This window comes from Xylophilus ampelinus, assembly GCF_003217575.1.
GTDB classification, from domain to species: Bacteria; Pseudomonadota; Gammaproteobacteria; order Burkholderiales; family Burkholderiaceae_C; genus Xylophilus; species Xylophilus ampelinus.
In genome coordinates this window covers 173,193-196,378 of record NZ_QJTC01000002.1, presented here as the reverse complement: position 1 = coordinate 196,378, position 23,186 = coordinate 173,193, and the positions used below count along the sequence as shown (strand labels likewise).

General features: G+C 67.4%; 25 protein-coding genes. 24 read left to right on the top strand and 1 reads right to left on the bottom strand.

Going from position 1 to position 23,186, the window contains the following annotated elements:
* The first annotated feature begins 25 nt into the window (after positions 1 to 25).
* The 9 genes from DFQ15_RS02480 (at position 26) to DFQ15_RS02440 (ending at position 7,864) form a co-directional block, all read left to right on the top strand.
* Positions 26 to 550, top strand: coding sequence for a phage regulatory CII family protein (locus tag DFQ15_RS02480; RefSeq protein ID WP_146228627.1), 525 nt, complete (start codon positions 26 to 28; stop codon positions 548 to 550).
* The gene (locus DFQ15_RS02475; protein WP_110464436.1) at positions 547 to 1,326 is read left to right on the top strand and encodes a hypothetical protein; all 780 of its coding nucleotides are present in this window, start codon (positions 547 to 549) and stop codon (positions 1,324 to 1,326) included. Before DFQ15_RS02480 ends, DFQ15_RS02475 begins: the two co-directional genes overlap by 4 nt.
* 3 nt (positions 1,327 to 1,329) lie before the next feature.
* The gene (locus tag DFQ15_RS02470) at positions 1,330 to 2,370 is read left to right on the top strand and encodes a YdaU family protein (RefSeq protein WP_146228626.1); all 1,041 of its coding nucleotides are present in this window, start codon (positions 1,330 to 1,332) and stop codon (positions 2,368 to 2,370) included.
* A complete protein-coding gene (locus DFQ15_RS02465; protein ID WP_110464434.1) occupies positions 2,318 to 2,926 on the top strand; it encodes a hypothetical protein in 609 nt (202 codons plus the stop codon). Before DFQ15_RS02470 ends, DFQ15_RS02465 begins: the two co-directional genes overlap by 53 nt.
* Positions 2,927 to 3,089: 163 nt before the next feature.
* Complete coding sequence (locus tag DFQ15_RS02460) at positions 3,090 to 3,596, top strand: hypothetical protein (protein ID WP_233504240.1); 507 nt, start codon at positions 3,090 to 3,092, stop codon at positions 3,594 to 3,596.
* Positions 3,593 to 5,644: a phage terminase large subunit family protein gene (locus DFQ15_RS02455; RefSeq protein WP_110464433.1), complete on the top strand. Its 2,052-nt coding sequence runs from the start codon at positions 3,593 to 3,595 to the stop codon at positions 5,642 to 5,644. Before DFQ15_RS02460 ends, DFQ15_RS02455 begins: the two co-directional genes overlap by 4 nt.
* A complete protein-coding gene (locus DFQ15_RS02450; protein WP_110464432.1) occupies positions 5,645 to 5,944 on the top strand; it encodes a hypothetical protein in 300 nt (99 codons plus the stop codon). It begins immediately after the preceding gene.
* Positions 5,945 to 6,017: 73 nt separating this feature from the next.
* Complete coding sequence (locus DFQ15_RS02445; RefSeq protein ID WP_110464534.1) at positions 6,018 to 6,245, top strand: DUF6148 family protein; 228 nt, start codon at positions 6,018 to 6,020, stop codon at positions 6,243 to 6,245.
* 5 nt (positions 6,246 to 6,250) lie between these two features.
* Positions 6,251 to 7,864, top strand: a complete 1,614-nt coding sequence (locus DFQ15_RS02440; RefSeq protein ID WP_146228625.1) for a phage portal protein — start codon at positions 6,251 to 6,253, stop codon at positions 7,862 to 7,864.
* An 89-nt stretch (positions 7,865 to 7,953) separates the two neighbouring features.
* Here the strand turns inward: DFQ15_RS02440 and DFQ15_RS02435 are convergent, their stop codons facing one another.
* Complete coding sequence (locus DFQ15_RS02435; protein ID WP_110464430.1) at positions 7,954 to 8,538, bottom strand: MltR family transcriptional regulator; 585 nt, start codon at positions 8,536 to 8,538, stop codon at positions 7,954 to 7,956.
* Positions 8,539 to 8,694: 156 nt separating this feature from the next.
* On the opposite strand from DFQ15_RS02435, the gene sppA reads away from it, so the two are divergent.
* The 15 genes from sppA to DFQ15_RS02360 all read left to right on the top strand — a co-directional run bounded on the left by sppA (position 8,695) and on the right by DFQ15_RS02360 (position 23,181).
* On the top strand, positions 8,695 to 10,062 hold the full coding sequence (gene sppA, locus DFQ15_RS02430) for a signal peptide peptidase SppA (protein WP_110464429.1): 1,368 nt from the start codon (positions 8,695 to 8,697) through the stop codon (positions 10,060 to 10,062).
* Between the two features lie 4 nt (positions 10,063 to 10,066).
* Positions 10,067 to 10,405, top strand: a complete 339-nt coding sequence (locus tag DFQ15_RS02425; RefSeq protein ID WP_110464428.1) for a capsid cement protein — start codon at positions 10,067 to 10,069, stop codon at positions 10,403 to 10,405.
* A 19-nt stretch (positions 10,406 to 10,424) separates the two neighbouring features.
* Positions 10,425 to 11,369, top strand: coding sequence for a major capsid protein (locus DFQ15_RS02420; protein ID WP_110464427.1), 945 nt, complete (start codon positions 10,425 to 10,427; stop codon positions 11,367 to 11,369).
* 10 nt (positions 11,370 to 11,379) lie between these two features.
* Positions 11,380 to 11,709, top strand: coding sequence for a DUF7210 family protein (locus tag DFQ15_RS02415; RefSeq protein WP_110464426.1), 330 nt, complete (start codon positions 11,380 to 11,382; stop codon positions 11,707 to 11,709).
* A gap of 5 nt (positions 11,710 to 11,714) precedes the next feature.
* Entirely contained in the window at positions 11,715 to 11,984 is a 270-nt protein-coding gene (locus tag DFQ15_RS02410; RefSeq protein ID WP_110464425.1) for a head-tail joining protein, read from the top strand.
* Between the two features lie 2 nt (positions 11,985 to 11,986).
* A complete protein-coding gene (locus DFQ15_RS02405) occupies positions 11,987 to 12,445 on the top strand; it encodes a hypothetical protein (RefSeq protein WP_110464424.1) in 459 nt (152 codons plus the stop codon).
* A gap of 54 nt (positions 12,446 to 12,499) precedes the next feature.
* Complete coding sequence (locus DFQ15_RS02400) at positions 12,500 to 13,150, top strand: phage tail tube protein (RefSeq protein WP_110464423.1); 651 nt, start codon at positions 12,500 to 12,502, stop codon at positions 13,148 to 13,150.
* A 120-nt stretch (positions 13,151 to 13,270) separates the two neighbouring features.
* The gene (locus DFQ15_RS02395; RefSeq protein WP_110464422.1) at positions 13,271 to 13,606 is read left to right on the top strand and encodes a hypothetical protein; all 336 of its coding nucleotides are present in this window, start codon (positions 13,271 to 13,273) and stop codon (positions 13,604 to 13,606) included.
* Between the two features lie 68 nt (positions 13,607 to 13,674).
* Positions 13,675 to 14,016 (top strand): DUF1799 domain-containing protein, encoded by a 342-nt coding sequence (locus tag DFQ15_RS02390; RefSeq protein ID WP_110464421.1) that lies wholly within the window; start codon positions 13,675 to 13,677, stop codon positions 14,014 to 14,016.
* 6 nt (positions 14,017 to 14,022) lie between these two features.
* Complete coding sequence (locus DFQ15_RS02385; RefSeq protein WP_110464420.1) at positions 14,023 to 19,485, top strand: tape measure protein; 5,463 nt, start codon at positions 14,023 to 14,025, stop codon at positions 19,483 to 19,485.
* Positions 19,482 to 20,645 carry a hypothetical protein gene (locus tag DFQ15_RS02380; protein ID WP_110464419.1) on the top strand — a complete coding sequence of 388 codons (1,164 nt, stop codon included), beginning with the start codon at positions 19,482 to 19,484 and terminating at the stop codon, positions 20,643 to 20,645. The genes DFQ15_RS02385 and DFQ15_RS02380 overlap by 4 nt, the downstream gene beginning before the upstream one ends.
* On the top strand, positions 20,638 to 21,636 hold the full coding sequence (locus DFQ15_RS02375; protein ID WP_110464418.1) for a hypothetical protein: 999 nt from the start codon (positions 20,638 to 20,640) through the stop codon (positions 21,634 to 21,636). Before DFQ15_RS02380 ends, DFQ15_RS02375 begins: the two co-directional genes overlap by 8 nt.
* Positions 21,621 to 22,382, top strand: coding sequence for a glycine-rich domain-containing protein (locus tag DFQ15_RS02370; protein ID WP_146228624.1), 762 nt, complete (start codon positions 21,621 to 21,623; stop codon positions 22,380 to 22,382). Before DFQ15_RS02375 ends, DFQ15_RS02370 begins: the two co-directional genes overlap by 16 nt.
* Positions 22,382 to 22,768: a hypothetical protein gene (locus tag DFQ15_RS02365; protein WP_110464416.1), complete on the top strand. Its 387-nt coding sequence runs from the start codon at positions 22,382 to 22,384 to the stop codon at positions 22,766 to 22,768. Before DFQ15_RS02370 ends, DFQ15_RS02365 begins: the two co-directional genes overlap by 1 nt.
* The gene (locus DFQ15_RS02360; protein WP_110464415.1) at positions 22,765 to 23,181 is read left to right on the top strand and encodes a structural protein P5; all 417 of its coding nucleotides are present in this window, start codon (positions 22,765 to 22,767) and stop codon (positions 23,179 to 23,181) included. Before DFQ15_RS02365 ends, DFQ15_RS02360 begins: the two co-directional genes overlap by 4 nt.
* Positions 23,182 to 23,186: the final 5 nt, after the last annotated feature.

Genomic DNA, 23,186 nt, shown 5'->3' with positions numbered 1-23,186 from the left:
GCAGCGCATGAGGGCAACTATGTCCATGCCGCACGCTTTTGCCTATGTCGCAAACGAGGCGGTGCCCGACACCCCGCTGGGCCAGGACCCGGGCGATGCCGCCTACCAGACGGCCCACGGATACCCCGGCGGCATCGTGGCCCTGGCCGCCCGCATGGGTGTCTCGGCCGGCACGCTGACGCACAAGGTCAACCCGGCCAACACCACACACCACCTCTCCCTGCGGGAGGCGGTCGATCTGCAGTTTTTCAGCGGCAATGCCGCGGTGCTGCACGCCATGGCGGCCCGCCTGGGCTACACCTGCGTCCGCGCCATGCCCGACCAGGCCGGCGGCGACCCCGTCGAGGCGCTGGTGCGCCAGCAGATCGCGCACGCCGACTTCACCCGCCAGTACGGCGACGCGGTGCTGCGCCTGCAGGAGGGTCGACCGCCGTCGACAAACGACATGCGCCGCTGTGCCGAATACGCGGGCGACGCCATGGCCGCCATCAACGATGCCCTGGCCGCCCTGCGCGGCAAGCTGCCGGCAGCGCCCGAGGTGGCGCGATGAGGATCGGCGTCGACGTGGACGGCCTGGGCAAGGCCAAAGACCTGCTCGCCAAGCTGAGCGGCCCGCAGGCACGCCAGGCCTATGCGAAGGCGATCAACGACACGGCCTTCCAGGTCCGCCGCGCCATGCAGACGGAAATGCGCAAGGTCTTCGACCGGCCCACGCCGTTCATCCTGAGCAGCCCGCGGGTGCGCATGGCCACGGCCGATTCGCTGGTGGCCGATATCGAGCCGACCTATGCGGGCGGCAAGGGCGTGGATCCCCAGAAGGTTCTGCAGACCCAGACCCTGGGCGGCCGCCGGCGCGACAAGCGCAGCGAGTCGGCGCTGCGCCGGGTCGGCATCCTGCCGCGCGGCTACCAGACGGCCATCCCCCGCACACCGTACCCGGGCAGCGACGACGGCCGGGGCAACATCCGCGGCCCGTTCCTCGTGCAGCTGCTGAGCTACTTCCAGGCCCAGGGCGAGCAGGGCTACCGCTCCAACATGAACGACAAGGGCAGGGCGCGCGTGCAGCGCGGCACCGCCCGCCAGGCCGGGCGCCGCTACTTCGTCTCCTACGGCAAGTTGCGCGGCGGTGCCGGCGCCCACCTGCCGCCCGGCATCTGGGCTGCGGCCGGCCCGGGCGGGGTCGACGTGCGCCCGGTACTGATGTTCGTCCGCATCGGCAACTACCAGCGCCGCCTGAGCATGGAGCGCATCGCGCAGACCGCCCAGGTCGACGAATACATGGCACGCCGGATGCGCTTCCGCATCCGGGAAATGGCGGGGGTGTAAGCGGTGAATTTCTACAAGCACCACATGGGCGACTATGCGGCCGACACCCAGCACCTGAGCTGGGACGAAGACTGCGCATACCGCCGCTTGCTGGACCAGTACTACAAGCGAGAGAAGCCGATCCCCGTTGATCTGAAGCAGGCCTGCCGCCTGGCCCGCGCGGTGACGCCGGCCCAGCGCCGCGCCGTCGAGGCCGTGCTGCGCGAGTTCTTCGAGCAGCAGGATGATGGCTGGCACCAGGCACGGTGCGACCGGGAGATCGGTGTGGCCGACGCTGCAGGCGCTGGGTTTGGTGGCAGCAGCACGGGCGGTGGTGGTGACGGCGCCAAGCCGCCCAAGGGAAGCCGGCAGGAGAAATACCGCAGCCGGCGCAAGTCCCTGTTCGATGCCCTGGCCTCCCGTGGTGTGACCATGCCGCGCGATGCGTCGATGGACGAACTGGCCGATGCACTCGTCCGCGCGACACCGTCTCACGGTGACGGCAGCGTTACGCCGGATGCGTCACGCGTTACGCCTGCGGTTACGTCACACCGTAACGGTGAGACGTCTCCCACGGTGTCACCGGAAGACGGTGTTACGTCGCACGGCAACCAGACCCCAGACGCCAGACACCAGACGCCAGATGCCAGGGGAGGGGACACGCATGCGCATGCAGGCGCACCCCCGCGTGCACCTGCGCAGGAGCGCGTGGGCACACCCGCAGGCGAGGCGTGCAGGGCGATGCGACAGGCGGGGCTGGCCGACGCGAACCCCGCGCACCCGACGCTGATCGCGCTGCTGGATGCAGGGATCACCCTGCCCGAGCTGGTCGATGCCGCGGCCGATGCCGTCCAGCGGGGCAAGACATTCGCGTATGCCCTCGCCACAGCGAAGGGGCGAAGGCACGACGCAGCGAACACCCGAATACCGCCAATGAGCAGGGGCCGAGCGCCTTCTGCGACCGATGAGCGTGCCAACTTCCTTTCTGCCATCTGTGACCCTGGAGCAACCCATGCAGCACCTGACCACCGCACTGTCGATGCCGACGCCCGAGTCGTCGCCTGAACGCCTGCCGCTGTCGCAGCTGGCCGTCGCCCAGGTCTTCAAGAGCCTGGGTGCGCAGCTGGGCGCCAAGATGGCCGACATGTACCGCGGCGTCGAGCCGATCGTGCTGCAGGCCGAATGGGCCGAGCGCCTGTCCGACCTGAAGCGCCACGAGCTGGAGCGCGGTGTGGCCGCATGTGCCGATCGCCGCTTCGCCCCGACGCTGGGCGAGTTCCGCCAGCTATGCAGGCCAGCGCTCGATCCTGAGACGGCTTGGCTGGAAGCGGCAGCTGGCATGCGGGAGCGTGAAGCCGGACGCATGGGGCAGTGGACGCATCCTGCCGTGTGGCGTGCTGCTCACGAGATGGCCCACGAACTGCGCACGAAAGCATTCGCCGACTGCCGCAAGCGCTGGGAATGGACCATGCAGCGTGAGCTGGCCTCAGGGTGGGGCGCGCCTGTGCCGCCGCCTCTGCCGCTGATCGAGGACGACACCAAGGTCGGCCCTCCATCGTCTGCAGTACGCGAGCGGATGGCCCGCATCCTGGCCTCGGCAGGCCGGGCGAGGGCGGCGTGATGGCGGTGCACCCGGCAGGGGCGCGCGTGGCATCGGCACCACACCCCACCCCCCTAACGGGTCCTCCCGGAGCCCCCTCCGATGCGGGTAATTCGAACCCCGTTGTTGGACTGTTTCGTAGGTCTGCTAAGGGGGTTAAGTGAAGCCACTGGAAGCTCTCTTGGTGCCCATCCAGCAGGCAGAATTCGCTGAGCTGGTCGGTATCAGCCCGGCCAAGGTCAGCCAGTTGGTGGCGGATGGCGTCATCGTGCGCGGCCAGACCGCGCATGCGTGGATCCTCGACTACTGCGAGCGGCTGCGCGAGGTGGCCGCCGGCCGTGCGTCGGGCGAAGCCGGTGGCCTGGACCTGGTGCAGGAGCGTGCCGCCCTGGCCAGGGCCCAGCGCGAGGGCGTCGACATCAAGAATGCGATCGCCCGCGGCCAGTACGCGCCGATCGAGCTGCTCACCGCGGTGCTGGCCACCGCCTCCCAGTCGATCGCCGATCGCTTCGAGGCGCTCCCCGGTGCACTGCACAAGGTCTGCCCCCTGCCGGTCGAAGGCCGCAACGCGCTGGAGACCGCGCTGGCCTCGGCCCGCAACGACTGGCTGCGCAGCACCGCCGCGCTGGCGGTCGAGGCCCTGGAAGAGGACGACGACGAGGAAGACGGCCAGGGAGGCGTGCCCGCATGAGCGCATTGGCCGCGGTCGCCCGCCAGTCGCCCCGCACCACCCGGCTCGCCGTGGCGGCTGCGGTGCGAGACGGCCTGGCGCTGCTGCGCGCCGTGGTGCCGCAGCCGCTGTCCGACTGGGCGGCCGATCACTTCTACCTCTCGGCCGAGAGCAGCCACGCGCAGGGGCAGTGGGAGGCCTACCCGTTCCAGATCGCCCTGATGGACTGGATGAGCGACGACCGCATCACCGAGCTGACGGTGAAGAAATCGAAGCGCGTCGGCTACACCAAGATCCTGCTCGCCTTCATGGCCTACAACGCCGCGCACCGCCGCCGCAAGCAGGCGCTCTGGCAACCCACCGACGACGACCGCGACAGCTTCGTGAAGGGCGAGGTCGAGCCAATGCTGCGCGACGTGAAGGCGCTGCGCCGCGTGGCGCTGACCGGCGGCGGCGAGGACACGATGAAGTTCAAGCGCTTCGTCGGCTCGGTGCTCCACCTCCTGGGCGGCAAGGCGGCCCGGGCGTTTCGCCGAATCACTGTGGCCGTCTCGCTGCTCGACGAGCTGGACGCCTTCGACCAGCAGATCGAGAAGTCCTCCGACCCGATCACCCTGGCCCGCGGCCGGCTGGAGGGTGCCCCCTTCCCGAAGCTTGTCGCCGGCAGCACCCCGCGCATCAAGGGCCTCTCGCACACCGACGCCCGGCACACCGCCGCCGGCGCGCAGATGGTCTACAACATCGCCTGTCCGCATTGCGATGCCGAGCACCCGCTCACCTGGGGCGGCAAGACCGCCAAAAGCGGGTTCAAGTGGAACGGCCAGCCGGGCGGCGCCCACCACGTCTGCCCGCACTGCGGTGAGTCCATCACCCAGGCCGACTACCTGGGCATCTGGCGCGAGGGCGTGTGGATCGACCACCAGCACCGGTACCGCTACGGGCCCGACCGCATCTGGCGCGATGGCATGGGCGTGCCATGCCAGCCGCCCGAGCACGTCGGCTCGCACGTCTGGGCCGCCTACAGCCCGCAGCGCACCTGGGACGACATCGTCCGCGAGTTCCTGGAAGCGCACGTGCGCCTGAAGCAGGGCGACCCGGGCCCGATGCAGGGCTTCGTGAACGAAACCCGCGGCGACGTCTGGGAAGAGGCTTCCGACCGGGCCGATGAACACGCCCTGATGCAGCGCGCCGAGGACTATGCCCTGCGCACCGTGCCTCACGGCGGCCTGGTGCTGGTGGCCGGCGTCGACATTCAGGACACCTGGTTTGAAATCGTCGTGTGGGCCATCGGACGCGGCGAGGAAATGTGGGTGGTCGACCACGTGAAGATGGTGGCCAACCCTGCTGAGCAGGCCGACTGGGAAAAGTTGGACGCCTACCTACTCACCAGCTTCCCGCACGCCAACGGTTCACGCCTGGGCATCGAGGCCGCGGCCGTCGACACCGGCGGCCACTTCACCCACCAGGTCTATAACTTCTGCCGGCTGCGTGAACGGCGCCGCATCTTTGCGGTCAAGGGCGACAAGGTGCCCGGCAAGCCCGTGGCCGGCCGGGCCAGTGCCCAGGACGTCAACTTCCGGGGCCAGGTCGTGCGCCGCGGCGTGAAGCTGTGGATGGTCGGTACCGACACCGCGAAGGACCTGATCTATGGCCGGCTGATTGTTACCCAGCCCGGGCCCGGCTACGTGCACACCAGCAAGCACCTGGCGGCTGAGTTCTATTTTGGGCTGACCGCCGAATCTCGCGTGCTGGTCAAGACCGCCACCGGCACCGTCTACCGGTGGGAAAACATGCTGCGCAAGCGCAACGAACCGCTCGATTGCACGGTCTACGCGATCTTCGCCACCCACCGCTTGGGCCTCCACACTTACACCGATCGGCAGTGGCAGCGGCTGGAGTCGGCGATGGCTCCCGACTTATTCGCGCAATCGGCTCCGACTTCAGAGCCCGCGCCGGCAGTCAGCTATCAAAACGAGAGTGGCATACCGGCTGTCCGGCCTGCCATGCAGCCACCGCGGGTGATGGGCAGCCGGATTTCACTGGCGGGAACCCGCAGGGCGTGCGTTTAAGTGGTCGATCAAGAGCCTAAAGAGGATGCCGACATCCTTGCCCTTCTGATTGCCGCGGTGCGCAGGGACCTGCCAGGCATATCGCCAGAGCTGCTGCAGCGCATCGATGCTGACCTGCGCGCGGCGTACGGAGGCCGTCGGCATTTCCTGCCGAAGCGGCGCAAGCACATGGACGCGCAGCAGCGGCGCAGCGTCTACGAGGCTGGGCTGTCCGCAGCGCCTACGGACGAGATTGCAGCCAGGTCGGGCATTCATCGGGCGACGCTTTACCGCCTCATGAAAAGACCGCCCCCAGAGTGACCCGTCGCAAATTGCCCTAGCTTCGGCCTGCATGCCGCAGCAGACTTTCTCCCGCATCACCAGGAACACCCCAATGTCAGGAATTACCCTTGTCCAGGCGCAGGCCCAGCTCAACGCCTATCTAGCGGCCGAGACGGCCGTGCTGTCCGGCCAGTCGTACGAGATCGCCGGCCGCCGGCTTACCAGGGCCAATCTGGCCGACATCCAGCAGGGCATCGCCACCTGGAACGCCCGGGCCACCCAGCTCGGCAACAGTGCGGTCGGCATGCGCCGCTCGCGCGTCGTCGTGCCCGGAGGTTGATCACCATGGTCCAGCAGCTCAATCAGCAGGGCGTAGCCATGGCGGCTGCGCTTGCGGCCGGCGGCGGCCAGAACATGCTCGACCGCGTGATCGCCTACGTCGCGCCGCAGTACGCCGTGCAGCGGCTGGCGGCGCGCGGCGCACTGGCCCTTTCGGGCGGCTACACCGGGGCGCGACTGGATCGCGCTGCGCTTTCGCGGTATGCGCCGCGCGCTGGTGGTCCGGCCAGCGATATCGCACGCGATCTGCCCATGCTGCGGGCCCGCAGCCGCGACCAGGTGCGCAACGCGCCTGTCGCCACCGGTGCTGTCGGCAGCACGGTGAGCCACGTGGTGGGCACAGGCCTTTCGTTCTCGCCGGCCATCGATGCCATCCGCCTCGGCCTTGATGAGGACCAGGCCGCCGAGTGGCAATCTGACACGCAGCGCAAGTTCGGCGCATGGGCTATCTCGCCTGATTGCGCCACGTCGCGCAACCTCAACTTTTACGGGCTGCAGGAGCTGGCCTTTCGATCGGCTCTGGAGTCGGGCGACGTGTTCGCCACCACTCCCATGCCGGTGCGCGCGGGGCGTCGGCGTCTGGCGCTGCAGCTGATCGAAGCCGACCGCGTGTGCAACCCCCATGGTGCGGTCAACACCGATCTGCTGCAGGATGGCGTCGAGCTGGCTGCGGAAACCGGGGAGGCCATGTACGTGCACATCGCGCGCCGCCATCCCGGCGATCCGGCCGGCATCGCGAATGCCTGGGACCGCATGGCAGTTCGTGGCCCCTCCGGCCGGCGCAACGTCATCCATCTTTACAAGGCGCTGCGGCCAGGCCAAGTGCGCGGCGTGCCGTGGCTGGCACCGATCATTGAACCGCTCAAGCAGCTGCAGCGCTACTCCGACGCTGAATTGCAGGCCGCCGTGGTCTCTGGTCTGTTTGCCGTCTTCATCAAGATGGATCCGACCGCGTTCGGTGATCTTTTCGACGACGACGCGCAGGGCGTGCTGGCCGACAAGGCCGGCAAGTGGTCGGGCGAGATGGAGGCGGGCCAGGTGGTCAACCTTCTGCCCGGCGAAGAGGCGATGCCGGTCAACCCCGGCCGGCCCAACGCCCAATTCGACCCTTTCGTGCAGGCCATCCTGCGCCAGATCGGCATGGCGCTGGAACTGCCTTACGAGGTGCTGGTGATGCACTTCCAGTCCAGCTACAGCGCGGCGCGCGGCGCGCTGCTGATGGCATGGAAGCTGTTTCGCAGCCGGCGGGATTGGGTCGCCACCTACTTCTGCCAGCCGGTCTACGAGACGTGGCTGGCCCACGAGGTTGCCGAGGGGCGCATCGCCGCGCCCGGCTTCTTCGCCGACGAGAGCGTGCGCGCGGCTTGGAGCCTGGGAACCTGGGTGGGCGACGGTCCCGGCAGCATCGATCCGACCAAGGAAGTGGCGGCCGCGTGGGATCGGGTCGAGATGGGCATCAGCACGCTCGCCGCCGAGAGCGTGCTGCACGACGGCGTGGAATGGGAGATCAAGCAGCGGCAGCGTAGACGCGAGGTCGATAGGCAGCGCCGTGATGGCACGTTCGTATCTAATAAAGCTGCATCTCAGGTTTCCACAGACCTACTAGACGGTATTAAATGATTTGGTGACGTGTTATCAACGCATAAAGCTCAAAAAACCTTAGGTCTCAACGAAAATCGCATAGATAAATTTGCAATTTAAAAATTTACCTATTTCTGGTCTGTAGACATGCGATGTTCGGCTGCGAATGCGGCTCTGGCTCGGGCTCTTATTTCAGCCTTTTTTTCGTCGCTTGGTCGATCATCTGGCATTGCAGCAGGTCGCTTTGCCTTTCTCTCCAGGGAATGGATGGTCGAAACAAGGCCACTCGCTGCTGCAGTGAAGTGGGCTCTCGGCCTTGCATCTGCTTCGTGATAAGAGAATCCCAAGTTGCGACATTTATCAGAGATTGACTGAGTCTCGAAACTTAAATTAGCAGCACTATGTGCAAATTCGTTTCGTATTTTCCTGATGGCTTCCAAGTCCGTTCTAAACTCCTTTGAAATAAAACCTAAATACCAAGCAAGTTTTATTCTTCCGGAAAAGGTGGCGAGGGGCGAGCTGCCTTCGAATAATTCTTCTCGGCTTTTTTTGTTTTCAATCAGACTTGCTAAGAGAAGTCCCTCTAAAGCGGAATCGAGATAGGCTGCCGCAAATAGAGCGCAACCCCGATCGGACTCGTTACTTAAAGCAGATCTGAATTCGATAAACTCATAATATTGTTTTGAGGCCTCTTCAGGAATTTCAAGTGTCATAATTTAATTTTGAAATAAATGTGAATTTTTAATCGCCCTTGACGCTCAGTATTCGTTGGTCGCTTGCGGCCTGGACGTGGTCCACTTGTCGCAATTTGCCCTATTTTAAGGGAGCACTAATTTTTAGAGTCATGCCTGCACACACCACTGCAGGACATGAAACTACTCGACGTACTCACCGCACCCTGGGCCATCCAGCCCGACAAGCTGCTGGAAATCCAGGGGATCTACGCCACCCACCTCCGTGGCGAAAAGATCGACATCGCGGGCGTCGAAGCACGCATCGGCCGCCCCCTGGTCAGCCAGCGCGAGGAGTCCTATCCGGTCATCGACGGCGTCGCCGTCATCGCCGTGGACGGCGTCATCGCCAAGCGCATGAATCTCTTCATGGAGATCTCGGGCGGCTCCAGCTCGCAGCTGATCGAGCGCGATATCCGCGCCGCGCTGGAAGACACGGCGGTCCACAGCATCGTTCTCGCCATCGATTCGCCCGGCGGCACCGTCGACGGCACCCAGGCACTGGGTGATGCCGTCTTCGCTGCCCGCGCGGTCAAGCCCGTTGTCGCACTCGCCAGCGGAATGATGGCCAGCGCCGCCTACTGGATCGGCTCGGCCGCGCAGCAGATCTACATCGCCGACCGCACCACCGCCGTCGGCAGCATCGGCGTCGTCTCCACACACGTGGATGTGAGTGGTGCCGAAGCCCAGAAGGGCGTGCGGACCACCGAGGTTTTCGCCGGCAAGTTCAAGCGCATCGAGAGCCAGTACGGCCCGCTGTCCGAATCGGGCCGCGCAACGATGCAAGAGCGCATGGACCACCTCTACGGCTTGTTCGTCGAGACGGTGGCCAACAACCGCGGCGTCGCGGTCGAGCGCGTTCTCGCAGACATGGCCGACGGCCGCATTTTCATCGGGCAGCAAGCCATCGATGCCGGGCTGGTGGACGGTGTTTCCACGCTCGACGCGCTGGTGCAGCAGCTCAACCGGGATAACGCCACGCGCGCTGCCCCGGGCGCCCGCCTGGGCGCACCCCGCGCCGGTGCTGCGCGGATCACCGCCAACCCCACCACCCGGAGTATTTCTATGCCCATGTCCCGCGAGCAACTCGCCGCCGATCACCCCGATCTGGTCGAGGCGTTGCTGTCCGAAGGCGCCGCTGCCGGCGCCGCTGCCGAGCGCGCCCGCATCCAGGCCGTCGAAGGCGCAAGCCTGCCCGGCCACGAATCGCTGATCGCCAGCCTCAAGTTCGACGGCACCACCACCGGCCCCGGCGCCGCAGCGGCCGTCGTCGCTGCCGAGCGCCAGGCGCGGGCAGCCCAGGCCGCCGCGCTGGCAAACGATGCGCCGCAGGTACTGCCCAACGGCGCGCCGCCTGCGGTCGACGCCTCGGCCGCCGCCGCTGCTGCGGGCGGCGCGGGCGCCAAGTCGCGTGCCGACATCGATCGTGACGCCAAGGCGCTCATGAAGAAGACCCCCGGCCTGACCTACGTCCAGGCCATCAAGCAAATCAACCCGGAGGCCTGAAGCCATGGCTGTCGCATCTGTCGAAATTCTGGTCAACGGCGTCAACGCCACCGGCGCGATCACCCAGTACGCCGCCGTGAGCGGCGCAGGCGCCATCGCCACCGCCGCCGGCCGCGCACTCGGCTTCGCCAAGACCGGCGCCTCCATCGGCGAGCGGGCGCCCGTCGTCACCGAGGGCACCGCCGTCGCCATCGCCGGTGCTGCCATCGCGGTCGATGCCGCCCTGGAGGTGGGCACCGCCGGTGCCGTCATCACCAAGGCCAGCGGCACCACCGTGGCCCGGGCCATGACCGCTGCCACCGCCGCAGGCCAGCAGATCGAAGTGCTGGTCGTCCAAAACTGATCACCGGAGCCACCGCACCATGCCCCAACTCTCTCCATCGCAGGCCCGCCTGATCGACCCGATTCTGTCGAGCGTCGCGCAGGGCTTCCAGAACAGCGCCTTTGTCGGCGGCCTGTTGTTCCCCACGGTCGGCGTTGCCGCCCGAGGTGGTCGCATCCTGAGCTTCGGCAAGGAAGCGTTCATGCTCTACACCAACACGCAGCGTGCGCCTGGTGAGAACACCAAGCGCATCCAGGTCGGCTTCCAGGGCTCGCCTTTCTCGCTGCTCGACTACTCGCTGGAATCCAGCGTGCCGCGCGAGCTGCTGGAAGAGGCCAGCGCCGTGCCCGGCATCGATCTGGCCTCGGCCAGCATCAAGGTGGTGTCCGACGCGCTCGATCTGCGTCTGGAAAAGCAGCAGGCCGACCTGGCCCGCAATCCGGCCAACTACTCGGCCAACAACAAGATCACGCTGTCGGGCACGTTCCAGTGGTCCGATTTCGGCACCACCAGCGACCCCGTCGCGGTCGTCGAGGCCGCCCGCGAGGCCATCCGCACGTCGACCGGCAAGCGTCCCAACACGATGGTGATCGGCGCGGCGGTGATGGCCAAGCTGAAGCAGCATCCGAAGGTGGTCGACCGGATGAAATACACCGGCCGCGACATCGCCACTACCGAGCTGCTGCAGTCGCTGTTCGACATCGCGCGCGTGGTCATCGGCGACGGCATCTATGCCCTCGACGACGGCACCTTCGTGGACGTGTGGGGCAAAGACGTGGTGCTGGCGTACACCGAGCTGTCCTCCCTGGCCAACATGGGCACGCCCAGCTACGGCTACACCTACACGCTCGACGGCTACCCGATGGTCGAAGAGCCCTACTACGACCCGAACGCCAAGACCTGGTTCTATCCGTACACGCGGGTCGAGGCGCCGGTGATCGCGGGCGCATCGGCGGGCTTCCTCATCGCCAACGCCGTGGCTTAAGGGGATCGACATGAAGATTCGATTCCTGACCCCCGTCGAGCACGACGGCACCCGCTACGCCGCAGGCGAGAGCACAGAGATCAAGGACAAGCACGCCAAGGCCTTGATCGATGCCGGCGCGGCTGAGGCGACCGGGCGCTCTGCTGGCGCTGCATCCGCCAGCAGCTCCAGCTCCAGCTCCAGTTCCAGCGCCGGCAGCGGCAACGGCAACGGCAACGGCAACGGCAGCGGCAACGGCAGCGGTACTGCGGGCGAAGCCGATGCCGGCCCTGGCGCGGCCGGCGGCGCGCCTGCAGCGACCGGCTCGGCCGATTCGTCGCTCGATCTGACGCGGACCTGATCGCCATGGCGTTCGCGGAAGACCTGTCCGTTTTCTTCGCCGACTTCAGCGTGCCAGCCATGCTGGGCGGTGAGGTGCTGCCCGTCATTCTCGACGCGGCGTATCTCTCGGCCATGGGCATGGAAACGACCGGGCCGGCCGCGGTCGTCCAGACGGCGCTGGTGTCGTTGGTGCAGCACGGCGACGCGCTCACGGTCGGCGCTCGCACCTATGCGGTCACCGGCATCCAGCCAGACGGCACCGGCATCACCGTGCTGCAGCTGCGGGAGGCATGACCATGGCCGACCACATGCAGACCCGCATCCTGCAGGCAGTGCAGGCCGCCATTCTGGCGGCCGGCCTAGTGCCGGTGGATCGGGTGTTTCTGGAGCGGCCCGACGAGCTGCCGACCACACTGCTGCCCGCAGTGCTGCTCAACGGTGGCGACGAGTCGGTCGACGACCAGACGGTCAATTTCCCGGCCGTGCAGCTGCGCGTCTTCCAGTTCGAGGCCTCAGCCTGCGTCAAGGGCGAGGGCGGTGCACCCGCCGCCGGCCGTGCGCTGGCGGGTGGCATCGAGGCGGCATTGCTCGCGCTGCCAGCCACCACGCTCACCGGCGGCTTGCTGCGGCGGCTCTCGCTGGTCGGCAGCCGGCCCGACAACTCCGGCACCGGAGCCGTCGGCCTCTTCGAGCTGCGCCAGACCTGGCAGGCCACTTATCTCACGCTGGCGGGCGCCCCGCACCAGCCGGCCTGACGGCCGCCGCCCATTTTCATTTCTCCCTCACTCCACCACTTTCGAGGTATCACCATGGCAGATCCAATTTTCTGGACGAACGTCGGCGTCGATGTGCAGACCGCCCTGTCCCCCTCCATCGCGCTCTCGGCGGTCAGCAAGGCCGCCGTCGGCGAGGCCACCTACACGGGCTCGGTAAACCCGGCCGCGGGCGACTACATCGTCATGTCCTCGCAGGGCATGAACGAGATCGACGCGCGCGTCTTCCGCATCACCGGCCTGGACACCGCCACCAAGAAGTTCCTGCTCGACAGCGAAGACACCCGGGACTACCAGACCTTCATCGGCGGCAGCTTCCAGATCATCACTTTCGGCGCCAGCATGCGCACCGCCCAGACGATCGACACCTCCGGCGGCGACCCGGAATACACCGACGTCACCACCATCCACGACCAGGTGCGCAAGCGCGCCCCCACGGTGGTCTCGCCCATGTCCATGTCGATGACCAACCTGTTCGATCTGTCGGACCCGGCCTTCATCGAGCTGAACAAGGCCCACAAGTCGAAGACCAAGCGCGCGATCCGCCTGCGCTTTGGCACCGGCGCAAGGATGCTGCTCACCGGCTACGCCAGTGCCGCGGGCGTCCCCACCGGCCAGGCCCAGGGCGTGGTGCAGACCAAGATTTCGATCGAGGCGCAGAACCTGCCCACCGTCCTCTCCAGCTGACAGCAGCCGCAGCGGTTTTATGCGCGGCACGGGCGCCATCGGTGTCCGGCCTGTCTTGCCCGAGCAGGCAGCCGCGCACCCCTCACCACTCGGGCCCATCCATTCATCGGGCACACCATCATGGCTATCTCCATCGTCGTTAGCGAAACCGTCTCTTTCAAGGTCAAGGGCACCATCAATAACGCCACCGGCACGCCGGAGCCGTTCGATTTCCGTCTCACCTGCGAACGCCTGGATCAGGAGCAGATCAACGCCAAGCAGAAGGAAGACGGCGAGCAGCCGCTGGCCGACTTCCTGGTCGAGGTCACCACCGACTGGAGTGGCGTCAAGACCCAGGCCAAGGAAAACGTCCCCTTCAGCGAGGACGCGTACCGCAGCCTGCTGAAGATCCCGGGCCTCGCGTACCTCACCTACCGCACGTACCTGGCCGAGGTGGGCGCCAAGGAAAAAAACTAGCGCAGGCCGTCGCGCTGCTGATCGAGTCGCAACCGGACACGCCAGACGATGCGCAAGCACCTGCGTCCATGCCTGCTGAGCATTCGCCCGTCCGGGCGCAGCTCGCCAAGCTGCAGGCGTTCGCACCGTCCGGTGGCCCTGTGCTCGACGACACCAGCAGTGACGACGTGCCTGTCTACATCTGGCCGGAATGCCTGCCCGCATGGGGCCACTGGAACAACCTGCAGACGCAGTGGCGCCCGGAAGCATCGGGGCTCGACTATGCCGGCGTCGCCAGCTACTTCGACGAGCAGGGCATGCGCCACGGCAAGAAACGCCGCAGCCTTTTCAGCTGCATCCGCGCCTGCGAGCGCGCCGCCATCGATGCCTGGGCCGAACGCCGGGCCAAAAAGAAACCCACTGGAAAGTAGCCGCACGTGACCACGCCGATCGGTATCAAGCTCTCCCTCGGCGGCGAACGCGAGGTGGAGGCAGGCCTGCGCCGCGTCAGCGGCGGCATGGACACGATCGGCACCGCCGCCACCTCGCTGCGTGGTGGCCTGGCTGGTCTGGCCGGCGCCCTGGGCGCGGCGCTGGGCGTGAAAGAGGTGCTGTCGGCCGCCGATGCGGTCACCACCCTGAATAACCAGCTGAAGCTGGCGACCGGCGGAGCCCAGCAGGCGGCCGCCGCCTATTCGTCGCTGTACGAGATCGCCCAGCGTTCGCGCACCAGCTTCGTCGAATTGGGTGGCACCTTCGCCACCATCACGACGGCGGCGGCCGGCCTGGGTGTCAGCCAGCAGCGCATGCTGGGCATCACCGAAGCCATCGCCAACGCGGTGACCATCAGCGGCGCCAGCGCGCAAGCCTCGCAGGCCGCGCTGATGCAGCTGGGCCAAGGCTTGGCCAGCGGCACGCTGCGCGGCGAAGAGTTGAATTCGGTGATGGAACAGACGCCGCGCCTGGCGAAGGCGCTGGCCGATGGCCTGGGTGTCACCCGCGGCGAGCTGCGCGAACTGGGTGCCCAGGGCAAGATTACCGCCGAGCAGGTTATCAAGGCGCTGGAGTCCCAGGCCGGCGTGCTGTCAGGCGAGGTGAAGAACGCCACCCTGACTGTTGGCCAGGCCTTCACCGTGCTGACCAATGCGTCGATTCGCACGGTCGGCGACTTCGACAAGGCCTCTGGCGCATCCGCCACCCTGGCCAAGGCGATAGGTACCGTGGCCCAGGCTGTGGACGCGCTGGGCGGCACCATTCGAGAAAACGAAACGACCTTCAAGGTGCTGGCCGGTGGGGTGGGAGGTGTGGCTGTAGTTGCGGGCGCTGCGGCATTCGTGAGCGCGCTCAAGACCGTGGGCGGCGCTATATCTGCGCTCGGCGCGGTGATGGCGGCCAACCCGGCTGTGCTCGTGCTGCTGGGAATCGCTGCCATCGGTGGCGCCGGCGCGGTCGCGCTGGAAGCCAGCACTAAGACCGCAGCCGGTATCCAGCGCGCGATCGACTCGCTCATTCAGGAAAACCAGCGGTCCGAAGAGGCGATGGCCCGGGCGGTGGAGGGCGGTCGCCAGCGTGGTGCCGACAACATCGCCGAAACCATCCGCCAGCGCCGTGAGCAGATCGCCAAGTTTCGCGCCGAGCTGCAGCAGACGCAGGCCCTGGCAATGGGCGCGGGCATCAACACGAGCATCGAGGACGCAAAGATGGCGGCGGCCGGTCAGCGGGCCCGCGACCAGGAAGAGCGCAACAAGTATCTCGGCGAGAGCACCCGGCAGACGCCCGCGCAGATCCGTAACGACGAGATCAAGAAAGCTGAGAAACGCAATGCCGAGCTGGTGGCCAAGGCCGAGGGCAACACGAACGAGGTGCTGAAGCTCCAGGCCGCGCTGCGCACCGAGATCGCCAACATCAACGAGAAACACAAGGATAAGAAAGACGAGTCGGGCGCTGAGCTGAAAAAGCAGGAGACCGGTTATGTCAACCTGATCACCTCGATCAACGCGAAGATCGCCGCTGAAAAGCAGGAGATGGAGAACGGCGGCCAATTGACCGTTGCGCAGCAGGTGCGGATCGACCTCGACAAGGAACTGGCCGCCGGCAAGCTGAAGCTGTCGGACGCCCAGCGCAAGGTGGTCGAAGAGCGAATCGCCGAACTGTCGACAGCCGAGGCGGCGAAGAACCTCGCACTGGCTGAGCTGAAGGCCATCGCCGATCTGCGCGACGCTCGCCTTCAGGAGGCCAACGCCCGGATCAAATCCACCGCCGACGCATCGGCAGATAACCAGACCATGCGCGACGAGATCGCGCTGATCGGTCTGTCCGAAGATGCGCAGGAGCGCATCTTGCAATCCCGCCGGGCCGCGGTCATCGCCACGAAAGAGGCCACCTTGGCCGAAATGGAGCGTAAGAGCGCCATCAGCGGCACGATGACGGTGCAGGAATTCGCGCTGAAAGAGGAAATCCAGCAGCTCAAAGAGCGTAACGAGCTGCTCGGCGTCAAGTACGACCGCACGACCACTGCCAAGGCTGCGGAGGACATCACCTCCGAAATGAGGCGTGCCAGCGACCAGGTCAACCAGTCGCTCACCGATGCGCTGCTGCGCGGCTTCGAGTCCGGCAAGGGTTTCGCACAGAACTTCCGCGACACGCTGAAGAACATGTTCAACACGCTGGTGCTGCGGCCGGTCATCAGCGCCATCCTGTCGCCCGTGTCCGGCACCATCTCCGGGCTGCTCGGCGGCGGGGGCGGCAGTGGGGGTGGTGCCGGCAACCTGCTCGGCCTGGCCAGCAATGCCAATTCCGCATACAGCCTGGCGACGGGTGGGCTCACCGGCGTGGGTGGCAGCATCACCGGCTTCGGCAACATGGTGGGGTCGCAAACCATCAGCAGCTTCGGCTACGGTGTCTCCGGCCTGGCGGGTCCCTCGCAGGTGCCGGCGGCCGCGGCGGCCGGCGCGAACGCGGCCGGCGGGCTGGCCGGTATCGGCCAGACCGTGATGGCGGCAGCACCCTATCTGGCGGCCGCCTTCGTGGCCCTCAACGCCCTCGGCGTCTTCCGGTCCGAGAAAAAGACAGACGTCGGCATCAAGGGCACCGTCGGCTACGACAGCAGCCTGGCGGCCTTCACCACCATCCGCAAGGGCGGCACCCTGTTTTCGGGCCCGTCGTACCGCGACGACACCGCTCCGCTGCCCGATGCCACCCGCGCCGCGCTCGACTCGTCGATCAAGAGCGTATTCGACAGCGTCGCCGGCTATGCCGACGTGCTGGGCCTCAACGCCAAGGCGATCGACGGATTTACCAAGGACGTGTTCATCAGCACCGAGGGCCTGTCCGATACGCAGGTTCAGGAAAAGCTGGCCGCGGTGTTCAAGGGCCTGGGCGACGACCTGGCCAACATCGTGGCGGGTGGCATCCTCTCCGGCGCCACCACCGGATCGGCCGTTGCGGCTGCGGCCATCGCAGAGGATGCCGCCGGCGCGCTGCCGCTGGGAGTGGGCACCAATGTGCCGGGCGCCGGTGCCGGGCAGACCGTATCGTCTGCCTCGGCGCTGGATCCCTTTCGCAAGGCTGGGGAAACATCCATCGACACGCTGGCCCGCCTGGCCGGCAGCTTGTCGAGCGTCAACGCTGTGCTGGACTCGCTCGACCAGGCCGCGCTGAAGGCCTCCCTTGCCGGCGGTGCTGCCGCCTCGGCCCTGGTCGATGTCTTCGGCGGGCTCGACAAGTTCCAGGCTGCCGCCAGCAGCTTCCTGCAGAACTTCTACACCGATGACGAGCGGCGCGACGTGGTCAAGCGCCAGCTGGGCAGCACGTTCGACAGCATGGACATCGCCATGCCCACCACCCGGGCCGCGTTCCGCGACCTGGTGGAGGCGCAGGACTTGACGACCGAGAGCGGCCGCAAGACCTATGCGACGCTGCTGAGCCTGTCGGATGCGTTCGCCAGCATCACGGAGGCCGCGACCACCAGCGCTGCTGCGCTGGCCGCCGAGCAGGCCGAGAAGCGGGCTTCGGTGCAGGACCAGATCGACGAGCTGTCCGGCAACGGCCGCGCCGTGGTTGACCGCCGCCGTGGCCTGGAATACGCCGCTGCAGCCGCCGACCCGGCCCTGCAAAAGCTGATCGTCAGCTTGTGGGAGCTGCAGGACGCCACCGCCGCCGCGGCTACCGCCACCGCCCAGGCGGAGAAGCGCGCTTCGGTGCAGGACGAGATCGACGAGCTCTCGGGCAACGGCCGCGCCGTGGTCGACCGCCAGCGCGGCCTGGAATACGCAGCCGCTGCGGCCGACCCTGCGCTGCAGAAACTCATCGTCCGGCTGTGGGAGCTGCAGGACGCCACCGCGGCAGCGGCTGCAGCGGCCGAGCAGGCCGAGAAGCGTGCTTCGGTGCAGGACCAGATCGACGAGCTGTCCGGCAACGGCCGCGCGGTGACTGATCGCCGCCGGGGTATCGAGTACGCCGCTGCTGCAGCGGATCCCGCCCTGCAGAAGCTGATCGTTCGCCTGTGGGAGCTGGAAGACGCCACCGCTGCCGCGGCCGCCTCAGCCGAGAAGGCCGAGAAGCGGGCCTCGGTGCAGGACCAGATCGACGAGCTGTCCGGCAACAGCCGGGCCGTCACCGATCGCCGCCGCGCCATCGAATACGCCGCCGCCTCGGCCGACCCCGAGCTGCAGTCCTTGCTCAATACCCTGTGGCTGCTGCAGGACGCCACCGCCCGGGTCGATGCCGCCTTCGCCACCCTGGAGCGCTCGGTCAGCGCCCGTATCGAGGCGCTTCAGGTCGTCCAGCAGACCGCGCAGGAGACGGTCGGCACGCTCTCGACCCTGTTCGACACCCTCAAGTCGAACATCCGCGACCTGTACCAGGAGGTGGACGCTACCCGGGCCATGAGCCTGCAGCAGGCCGCCGCCTTCGTCGCCAACGCCGTCGGCACCGTGCGCACCACCGGTGCGCTGCCAAAGAATGACGACCTGTCCAGCGCCATCGCCTCCCTGCGCGGCGGCATGGACGACAAGAACTTCGCCACCCGGGCGGACGCCGACCGTGCCCGCCTGGTGCTGGCCGCCCAGCTCGACGAACTGGGCCGCTACACCGGCGAGCAGCTCTCCACCGCCGAGCAGCAGGTGAAGCTGGCCGAAGACGAGATCAAGCGCCTCGACGACATGCTCAAGTTCGAGCGCACCCAGATCGAGCTGGCCCGCGGCCAGATCGATGCCACGGTGACGGTGGCCGATGCGATCGAGGCGCTGCACAAGTCCATGTTCCCGCCGGCGGCCGCCAAGCCCGGCGCGGGCACCACCGGCGGCGCGGTGGTCGGTGCGGGCCCGAGCGGCGGATCGGCCGGGGTCACCGGCTCTGCGCTGGGCCGCCAGGGCAACGGCAGCTATGTTTTCAGCGATGGCTATGTGACCCGCGATATTGCCGGCGCCGAGGCGGCCCGTCTGGCAGGTCTGGATGCGATCTACGCGAAGTGGGCCGGCACCGGCGACGTAGCGGGCTACTACAGCGCCGCCAAGGCCGCAGGCTTCACGCTGCGAGACGTGGCGGCGCACGACGGTTTCTTCTATGGCGATGTGCTGGCTGCGGCCGCGGCGGCAGGCATCCCGGCATTCGCCGTGGGCACTAATTACGTCCCGAGGGACATGCTGGCCCAGATCCACGAGGGCGAGGCCATCGTGCCGCGGGCCTACAACCCGGCTGCCAATCCCGGCATGGGCGACATGTCGCAGGCCGGTTTTGCGCGGCTGCTGGAGGCGCAGCTGGCAGGCAACAGCGCCTTCGCTTCCGCGGTTTCTCTACTGCGCAAGGTACAGACCGATATCGATGCGCTGCGTTCGGGCGGCATCCAGGTTTTCGGCAGCGCCAAGGATCCTCTGCCGACCAAGGCGGTGACCGCATGAGCACCTATCCCCTGAAGGTGGTCAACCCCACCGCCATCACCGACGCCGTGCTGGTCTCCAGCAACGTGGCCGAGGATTCCTCGCCCGCCTGGACCATCGCCGGGGTGTATGCCCTCGACGACGTGGTGCACCTGGCCGCCACGCATCGCCGGTACCGCAGCATCCTGGGCGCGGTGGCCACCGTCACGGTCAGCATTGCCAGCCCCGGGATGGTCATGTGGGCCGCCCACGGCCAGGCAGAGGGTACGCCGGTGGTCTTCACCACCACCGGTGCGCTGCCCACCGGCCTGGTCGCCGGCACGGTGTATTTCGTGCGCAACCCCGGTGCCGACACCTTTCAGCTCTCCGCCGCCGCCGGCGGGGCGGTCATCGCCACCAGCGGCACCCAGTCGGGCATCCACACCCTGCGCGCCAACGCCCAGCGCGGCCGCAACCCGGCCACCGACGGCAAGGCCTGGCAGGACATCGGTTCGACGAACCGCTGGGCGATGTTCGGCAAGGCCGGCTCCAAGACGACGAACGCCGGCCCGATCAACCTTCGGCTGCGGCCCGGTGGTGTCATCAGCGGCCTGGGCCTGCTCGGCCTGGCCGGTGCCAGCGTGCGAGTGCGCATGGTCGATCCCGATGCCGGGACCGTCTACGACAGCGGCGTGGCACCGCTCGGCTCGCTGCCGCTGCAGGTGGGCTGGTGGTACTTCTACTACGGCCGCCGCGCGGCCATCACCCAGTCGCTTCACCTCGACCTGCCGCCATACCCGGGCGCTGACCTGTTGATCGACATCGAGGGCAGCGCCACCGCCTGCGCCACCTGCCTCATCGGCCAGCAGCAGGAATTCGGCATGGGCGTGCAGCTGGGCGCAAAACTGGGCATCAACGATTTCAGCCGGAAGGAATTCGATCCGGAGTTCGGCGACCTGGAGCTGGTGGAGCGGGGTTTCTCAGATCGCGCGAGCTTCGAGATGTGGCTGGAGCGGCCCGAGGTCGATGCCACCCGCCGCCTGCTGGCCAGCCTGCGCGCCAGGCCCTGCCTGTGGATCGGCTCGTCCCTCTACGAGAGCACCACCGTCTACGGCATCTACCGGTCTTTTTCCATCGATATCGCCTACCGCGACCTCTCCAAGTGCTCTCTCGACCTCGAAGGCCTGACCACCAATGATTGACCACCTACCCGACCCGCCGCAGCCGGGCGACACCATCCCGGACTTCCAGCGCAAGGCGGCTGCGCACGTGCTGGCGCAGCAGCTCTGGACGACGCAGGTCAATGCGACCGGCGACCATATCGACGGGCAGGCCGATGCGGTGGCTGCCGCGGTCTTGGCCGTGAACGCCGATGCCGACACGGCAGTTGCCGCTGCTGGAGTTGCAACGTCGAAGCGTGATCAAGCAGTCGATGCTGCGGGCATTTCCACCACTAAAGCCGGCGAGGCTTCCGGCTCGGCCTCCATCGCTGGGGCAAAGCGCCAGGAGGCTGTCGACGCTGCCGGCGTAGCCACTCAGGCAAAAGCCGACACGGTGCAGCTCAAGGCCGACACGGTTCTTTTGAAGCAAGCCGCGCAGGATGCGGCCACCGCGGCTGCTGGTAGTGCGGCGCAGGCTGGAGCCCCGTTGGTCGCCACCAGCACCACCAGCCTGCCTGTGCAGCCTGGTGCGCTGACGATCAACGTCGGTTCCGGCAAAGGCTTCGCTGAGGGTCAATACGTGGTGATTGCGCGATCCTCCGACCCCGCAACCGCCATGCGCGGCCTGGTCGGCGGCTACACCAACTCAGGCGCTGGCCCCCTGGGCGTCACCGTCGACAAGGCGGATGGCACGGGTACCTATAACGACTGGAAAATCAGTCTTGCCGGCCGCGATGCTGCGGGCAGCTCGCGCGCGCAGGTGCTTGTCACCACAGCCACCGTCACCGCAGAGCAGGGCAAGGATTACATCCTGCAGTTCGCCGGCGTGGTCACCGTCACCATGCCCGCGGCCCCGGTCTGGGGCGGCGCGTCGATCGGCGTCGTGGTGGCAAACGGTCGGGCCGACAACGTCGTCGCCTGGAACGGCAGCAAGCACATGGGGATGAGCGAAACCACCATGACTATCAACAGCCAGTTCGCAGCCCCCGAGCTGCTGCCGACCGGCGCCACCTACGGTTGGGCGATCAAATGACTCTACTTTCTCAGTTCGCCGCAGGCGGCGCCAAGCGCACGACTGTCTACACCACCGGCACCGGCACGCACACCATCCTTACCGGCAGCACCATGCAGCGCATCACGATGGTGGGCGGCGGCGCGGGCGGCAACCGCAGCCAAGCCGTCACCGGCAACGGCGGTGGAGGCGGCGCGGCCGGGCAGCACCAACAGATTTTCACCAGCCTGTCGGGAGCAGTGTCGTACCAGGTCGGCGCAGCCGGCCCAGGCGGCGCGGCCAATGGAACGGTTGGCACTGCTGGCGGCAACTCCCGCTTCGGCCCGCTGCTGGCGCGCGGCGGTGCAGCGGCAGCTGGAGTCCAGCAAGGCGGCAGCAATTCGGCGATCCAGGGGCAAATGGCCAGTGGTTCCACCACCGCAGGCGGTGGCGGCGGGAACGGAGGCGGATCGAGCGGAAACGGCGGCTACGGCGGCAATGCTGCGGGCGTGCCGGCAAGCGTCACGGCGGCCGGAACCGCGACCGGCCAGTCCACAGGTGCGGCCAATGCTGGCTCTACGACCTTCATGGGCGGTGGCGGTGGCGGCGACTCGGCAATGGGGGTAGGCGGCAGCGGCAGCGCCGGCACCGACTCCGGCGGAACCAGCGCCCAGGGGGGCGACGCCACAGGCTACGGCGCCGGTGGCGGCGGTTCGGGTTCAGGCTCTGTGGCCTCGGGCCGCGGCGGCAACGGTAGCGGCGGGATCATCATCGTGGAGGAGTTCTGATGCGCTATGCATTCGTGATCAACGGGGTGATCGACAACGTGATCGACTCGCCCGATCGGCCGCCCGGCTGGGTGGCGTGCGGCGCTGCAGGCCCTGGCTGGCTCCAGGGGTCTGACGGCAAGTTCGTCGCTCCACCGCCTCCACCGGATGCCCGCCACATCACCGTCGGCGCCTTCTACGACCGCTTCGGCGCCGAGAAGTACCCGATCTTGGCCAGCACCGACCGCGGGGTGATCGCCGTGATCCGCGACGTGCAGGTGCGCAGCTACATCGACCTGGACCGCGACGACCTGCCGGCCGGTCTGGCCGTGATCCAGGCGGCGGGGCACCAGATCGACCCCACGGCAATCCTCGACGCGCCGGTGCAGCCCGAGGAGCGCCCATGAGCCCAATCCCCCGCGGCATCCGCAACCACAACCCCGGCAACATCGACCGCACCGCCGAGCGCTGGCAGGGCATGGCCGCTGATCAATCCAGCGACCCGCGCTTCGTCGTCTTCATTGGCCCCGTGTGGGGCCTGCGCGCCCTGGTCAAGGTCCTGCTCAGCTACCAGCGCAAGTACAACCTGCGCACACCGGCGGCCATCATCGGTCGCTGGGCGCCGCCGGTCGAGAACGACACCGGCGCCTACGCCCGCCAGGTCGCCAAGGCCCTCGGCGTGCTGCCGGGCGACCAGATCGACCTGCAGGACCCGGCGACGCTGGCCTGCATCGTCCCGGCCATCGTCGCCCACGAAAACGGCCAGCAGCCGTACCCCGAAACCCTGATCCGCCAGGCCGTCGCCCTGGCGCTGGAGTGAGCGCC

Coding starts and splice junctions, on each gene's coding strand:
- DFQ15_RS02480 (WP_146228627.1), top strand. CDS start 26: ATGCCGCACGCTTTTGCCTATGTCGCAAACGAGGCGGTGCCCGACACC.
- DFQ15_RS02475 (WP_110464436.1), top strand. CDS start 547: ATGAGGATCGGCGTCGACGTGGACGGCCTGGGCAAGGCCAAAGACCTG.
- DFQ15_RS02465 (WP_110464434.1), top strand. CDS start 2,318: ATGCAGCACCTGACCACCGCACTGTCGATGCCGACGCCCGAGTCGTCG.
- DFQ15_RS02455 (WP_110464433.1), top strand. CDS start 3,593: ATGAGCGCATTGGCCGCGGTCGCCCGCCAGTCGCCCCGCACCACCCGG.
- DFQ15_RS02445 (WP_110464534.1), top strand. CDS start 6,018: ATGTCAGGAATTACCCTTGTCCAGGCGCAGGCCCAGCTCAACGCCTAT.
- DFQ15_RS02440 (WP_146228625.1), top strand. CDS start 6,251: ATGGTCCAGCAGCTCAATCAGCAGGGCGTAGCCATGGCGGCTGCGCTT.
- DFQ15_RS02435 (WP_110464430.1), bottom strand. CDS start 8,538: ATGACACTTGAAATTCCTGAAGAGGCCTCAAAACAATATTATGAGTTT.
- sppA (WP_110464429.1), top strand. CDS start 8,695: ATGAAACTACTCGACGTACTCACCGCACCCTGGGCCATCCAGCCCGAC.
- DFQ15_RS02425 (WP_110464428.1), top strand. CDS start 10,067: ATGGCTGTCGCATCTGTCGAAATTCTGGTCAACGGCGTCAACGCCACC.
- DFQ15_RS02420 (WP_110464427.1), top strand. CDS start 10,425: ATGCCCCAACTCTCTCCATCGCAGGCCCGCCTGATCGACCCGATTCTG.
- DFQ15_RS02415 (WP_110464426.1), top strand. CDS start 11,380: ATGAAGATTCGATTCCTGACCCCCGTCGAGCACGACGGCACCCGCTAC.
- DFQ15_RS02410 (WP_110464425.1), top strand. CDS start 11,715: ATGGCGTTCGCGGAAGACCTGTCCGTTTTCTTCGCCGACTTCAGCGTG.
- DFQ15_RS02405 (WP_110464424.1), top strand. CDS start 11,987: ATGGCCGACCACATGCAGACCCGCATCCTGCAGGCAGTGCAGGCCGCC.
- DFQ15_RS02400 (WP_110464423.1), top strand. CDS start 12,500: ATGGCAGATCCAATTTTCTGGACGAACGTCGGCGTCGATGTGCAGACC.
- DFQ15_RS02395 (WP_110464422.1), top strand. CDS start 13,271: ATGGCTATCTCCATCGTCGTTAGCGAAACCGTCTCTTTCAAGGTCAAG.
- DFQ15_RS02390 (WP_110464421.1), top strand. CDS start 13,675: ATGCCTGCTGAGCATTCGCCCGTCCGGGCGCAGCTCGCCAAGCTGCAG.
- DFQ15_RS02380 (WP_110464419.1), top strand. CDS start 19,482: ATGAGCACCTATCCCCTGAAGGTGGTCAACCCCACCGCCATCACCGAC.
- DFQ15_RS02375 (WP_110464418.1), top strand. CDS start 20,638: ATGATTGACCACCTACCCGACCCGCCGCAGCCGGGCGACACCATCCCG.
- DFQ15_RS02365 (WP_110464416.1), top strand. CDS start 22,382: ATGCGCTATGCATTCGTGATCAACGGGGTGATCGACAACGTGATCGAC.
- DFQ15_RS02360 (WP_110464415.1), top strand. CDS start 22,765: ATGAGCCCAATCCCCCGCGGCATCCGCAACCACAACCCCGGCAACATC.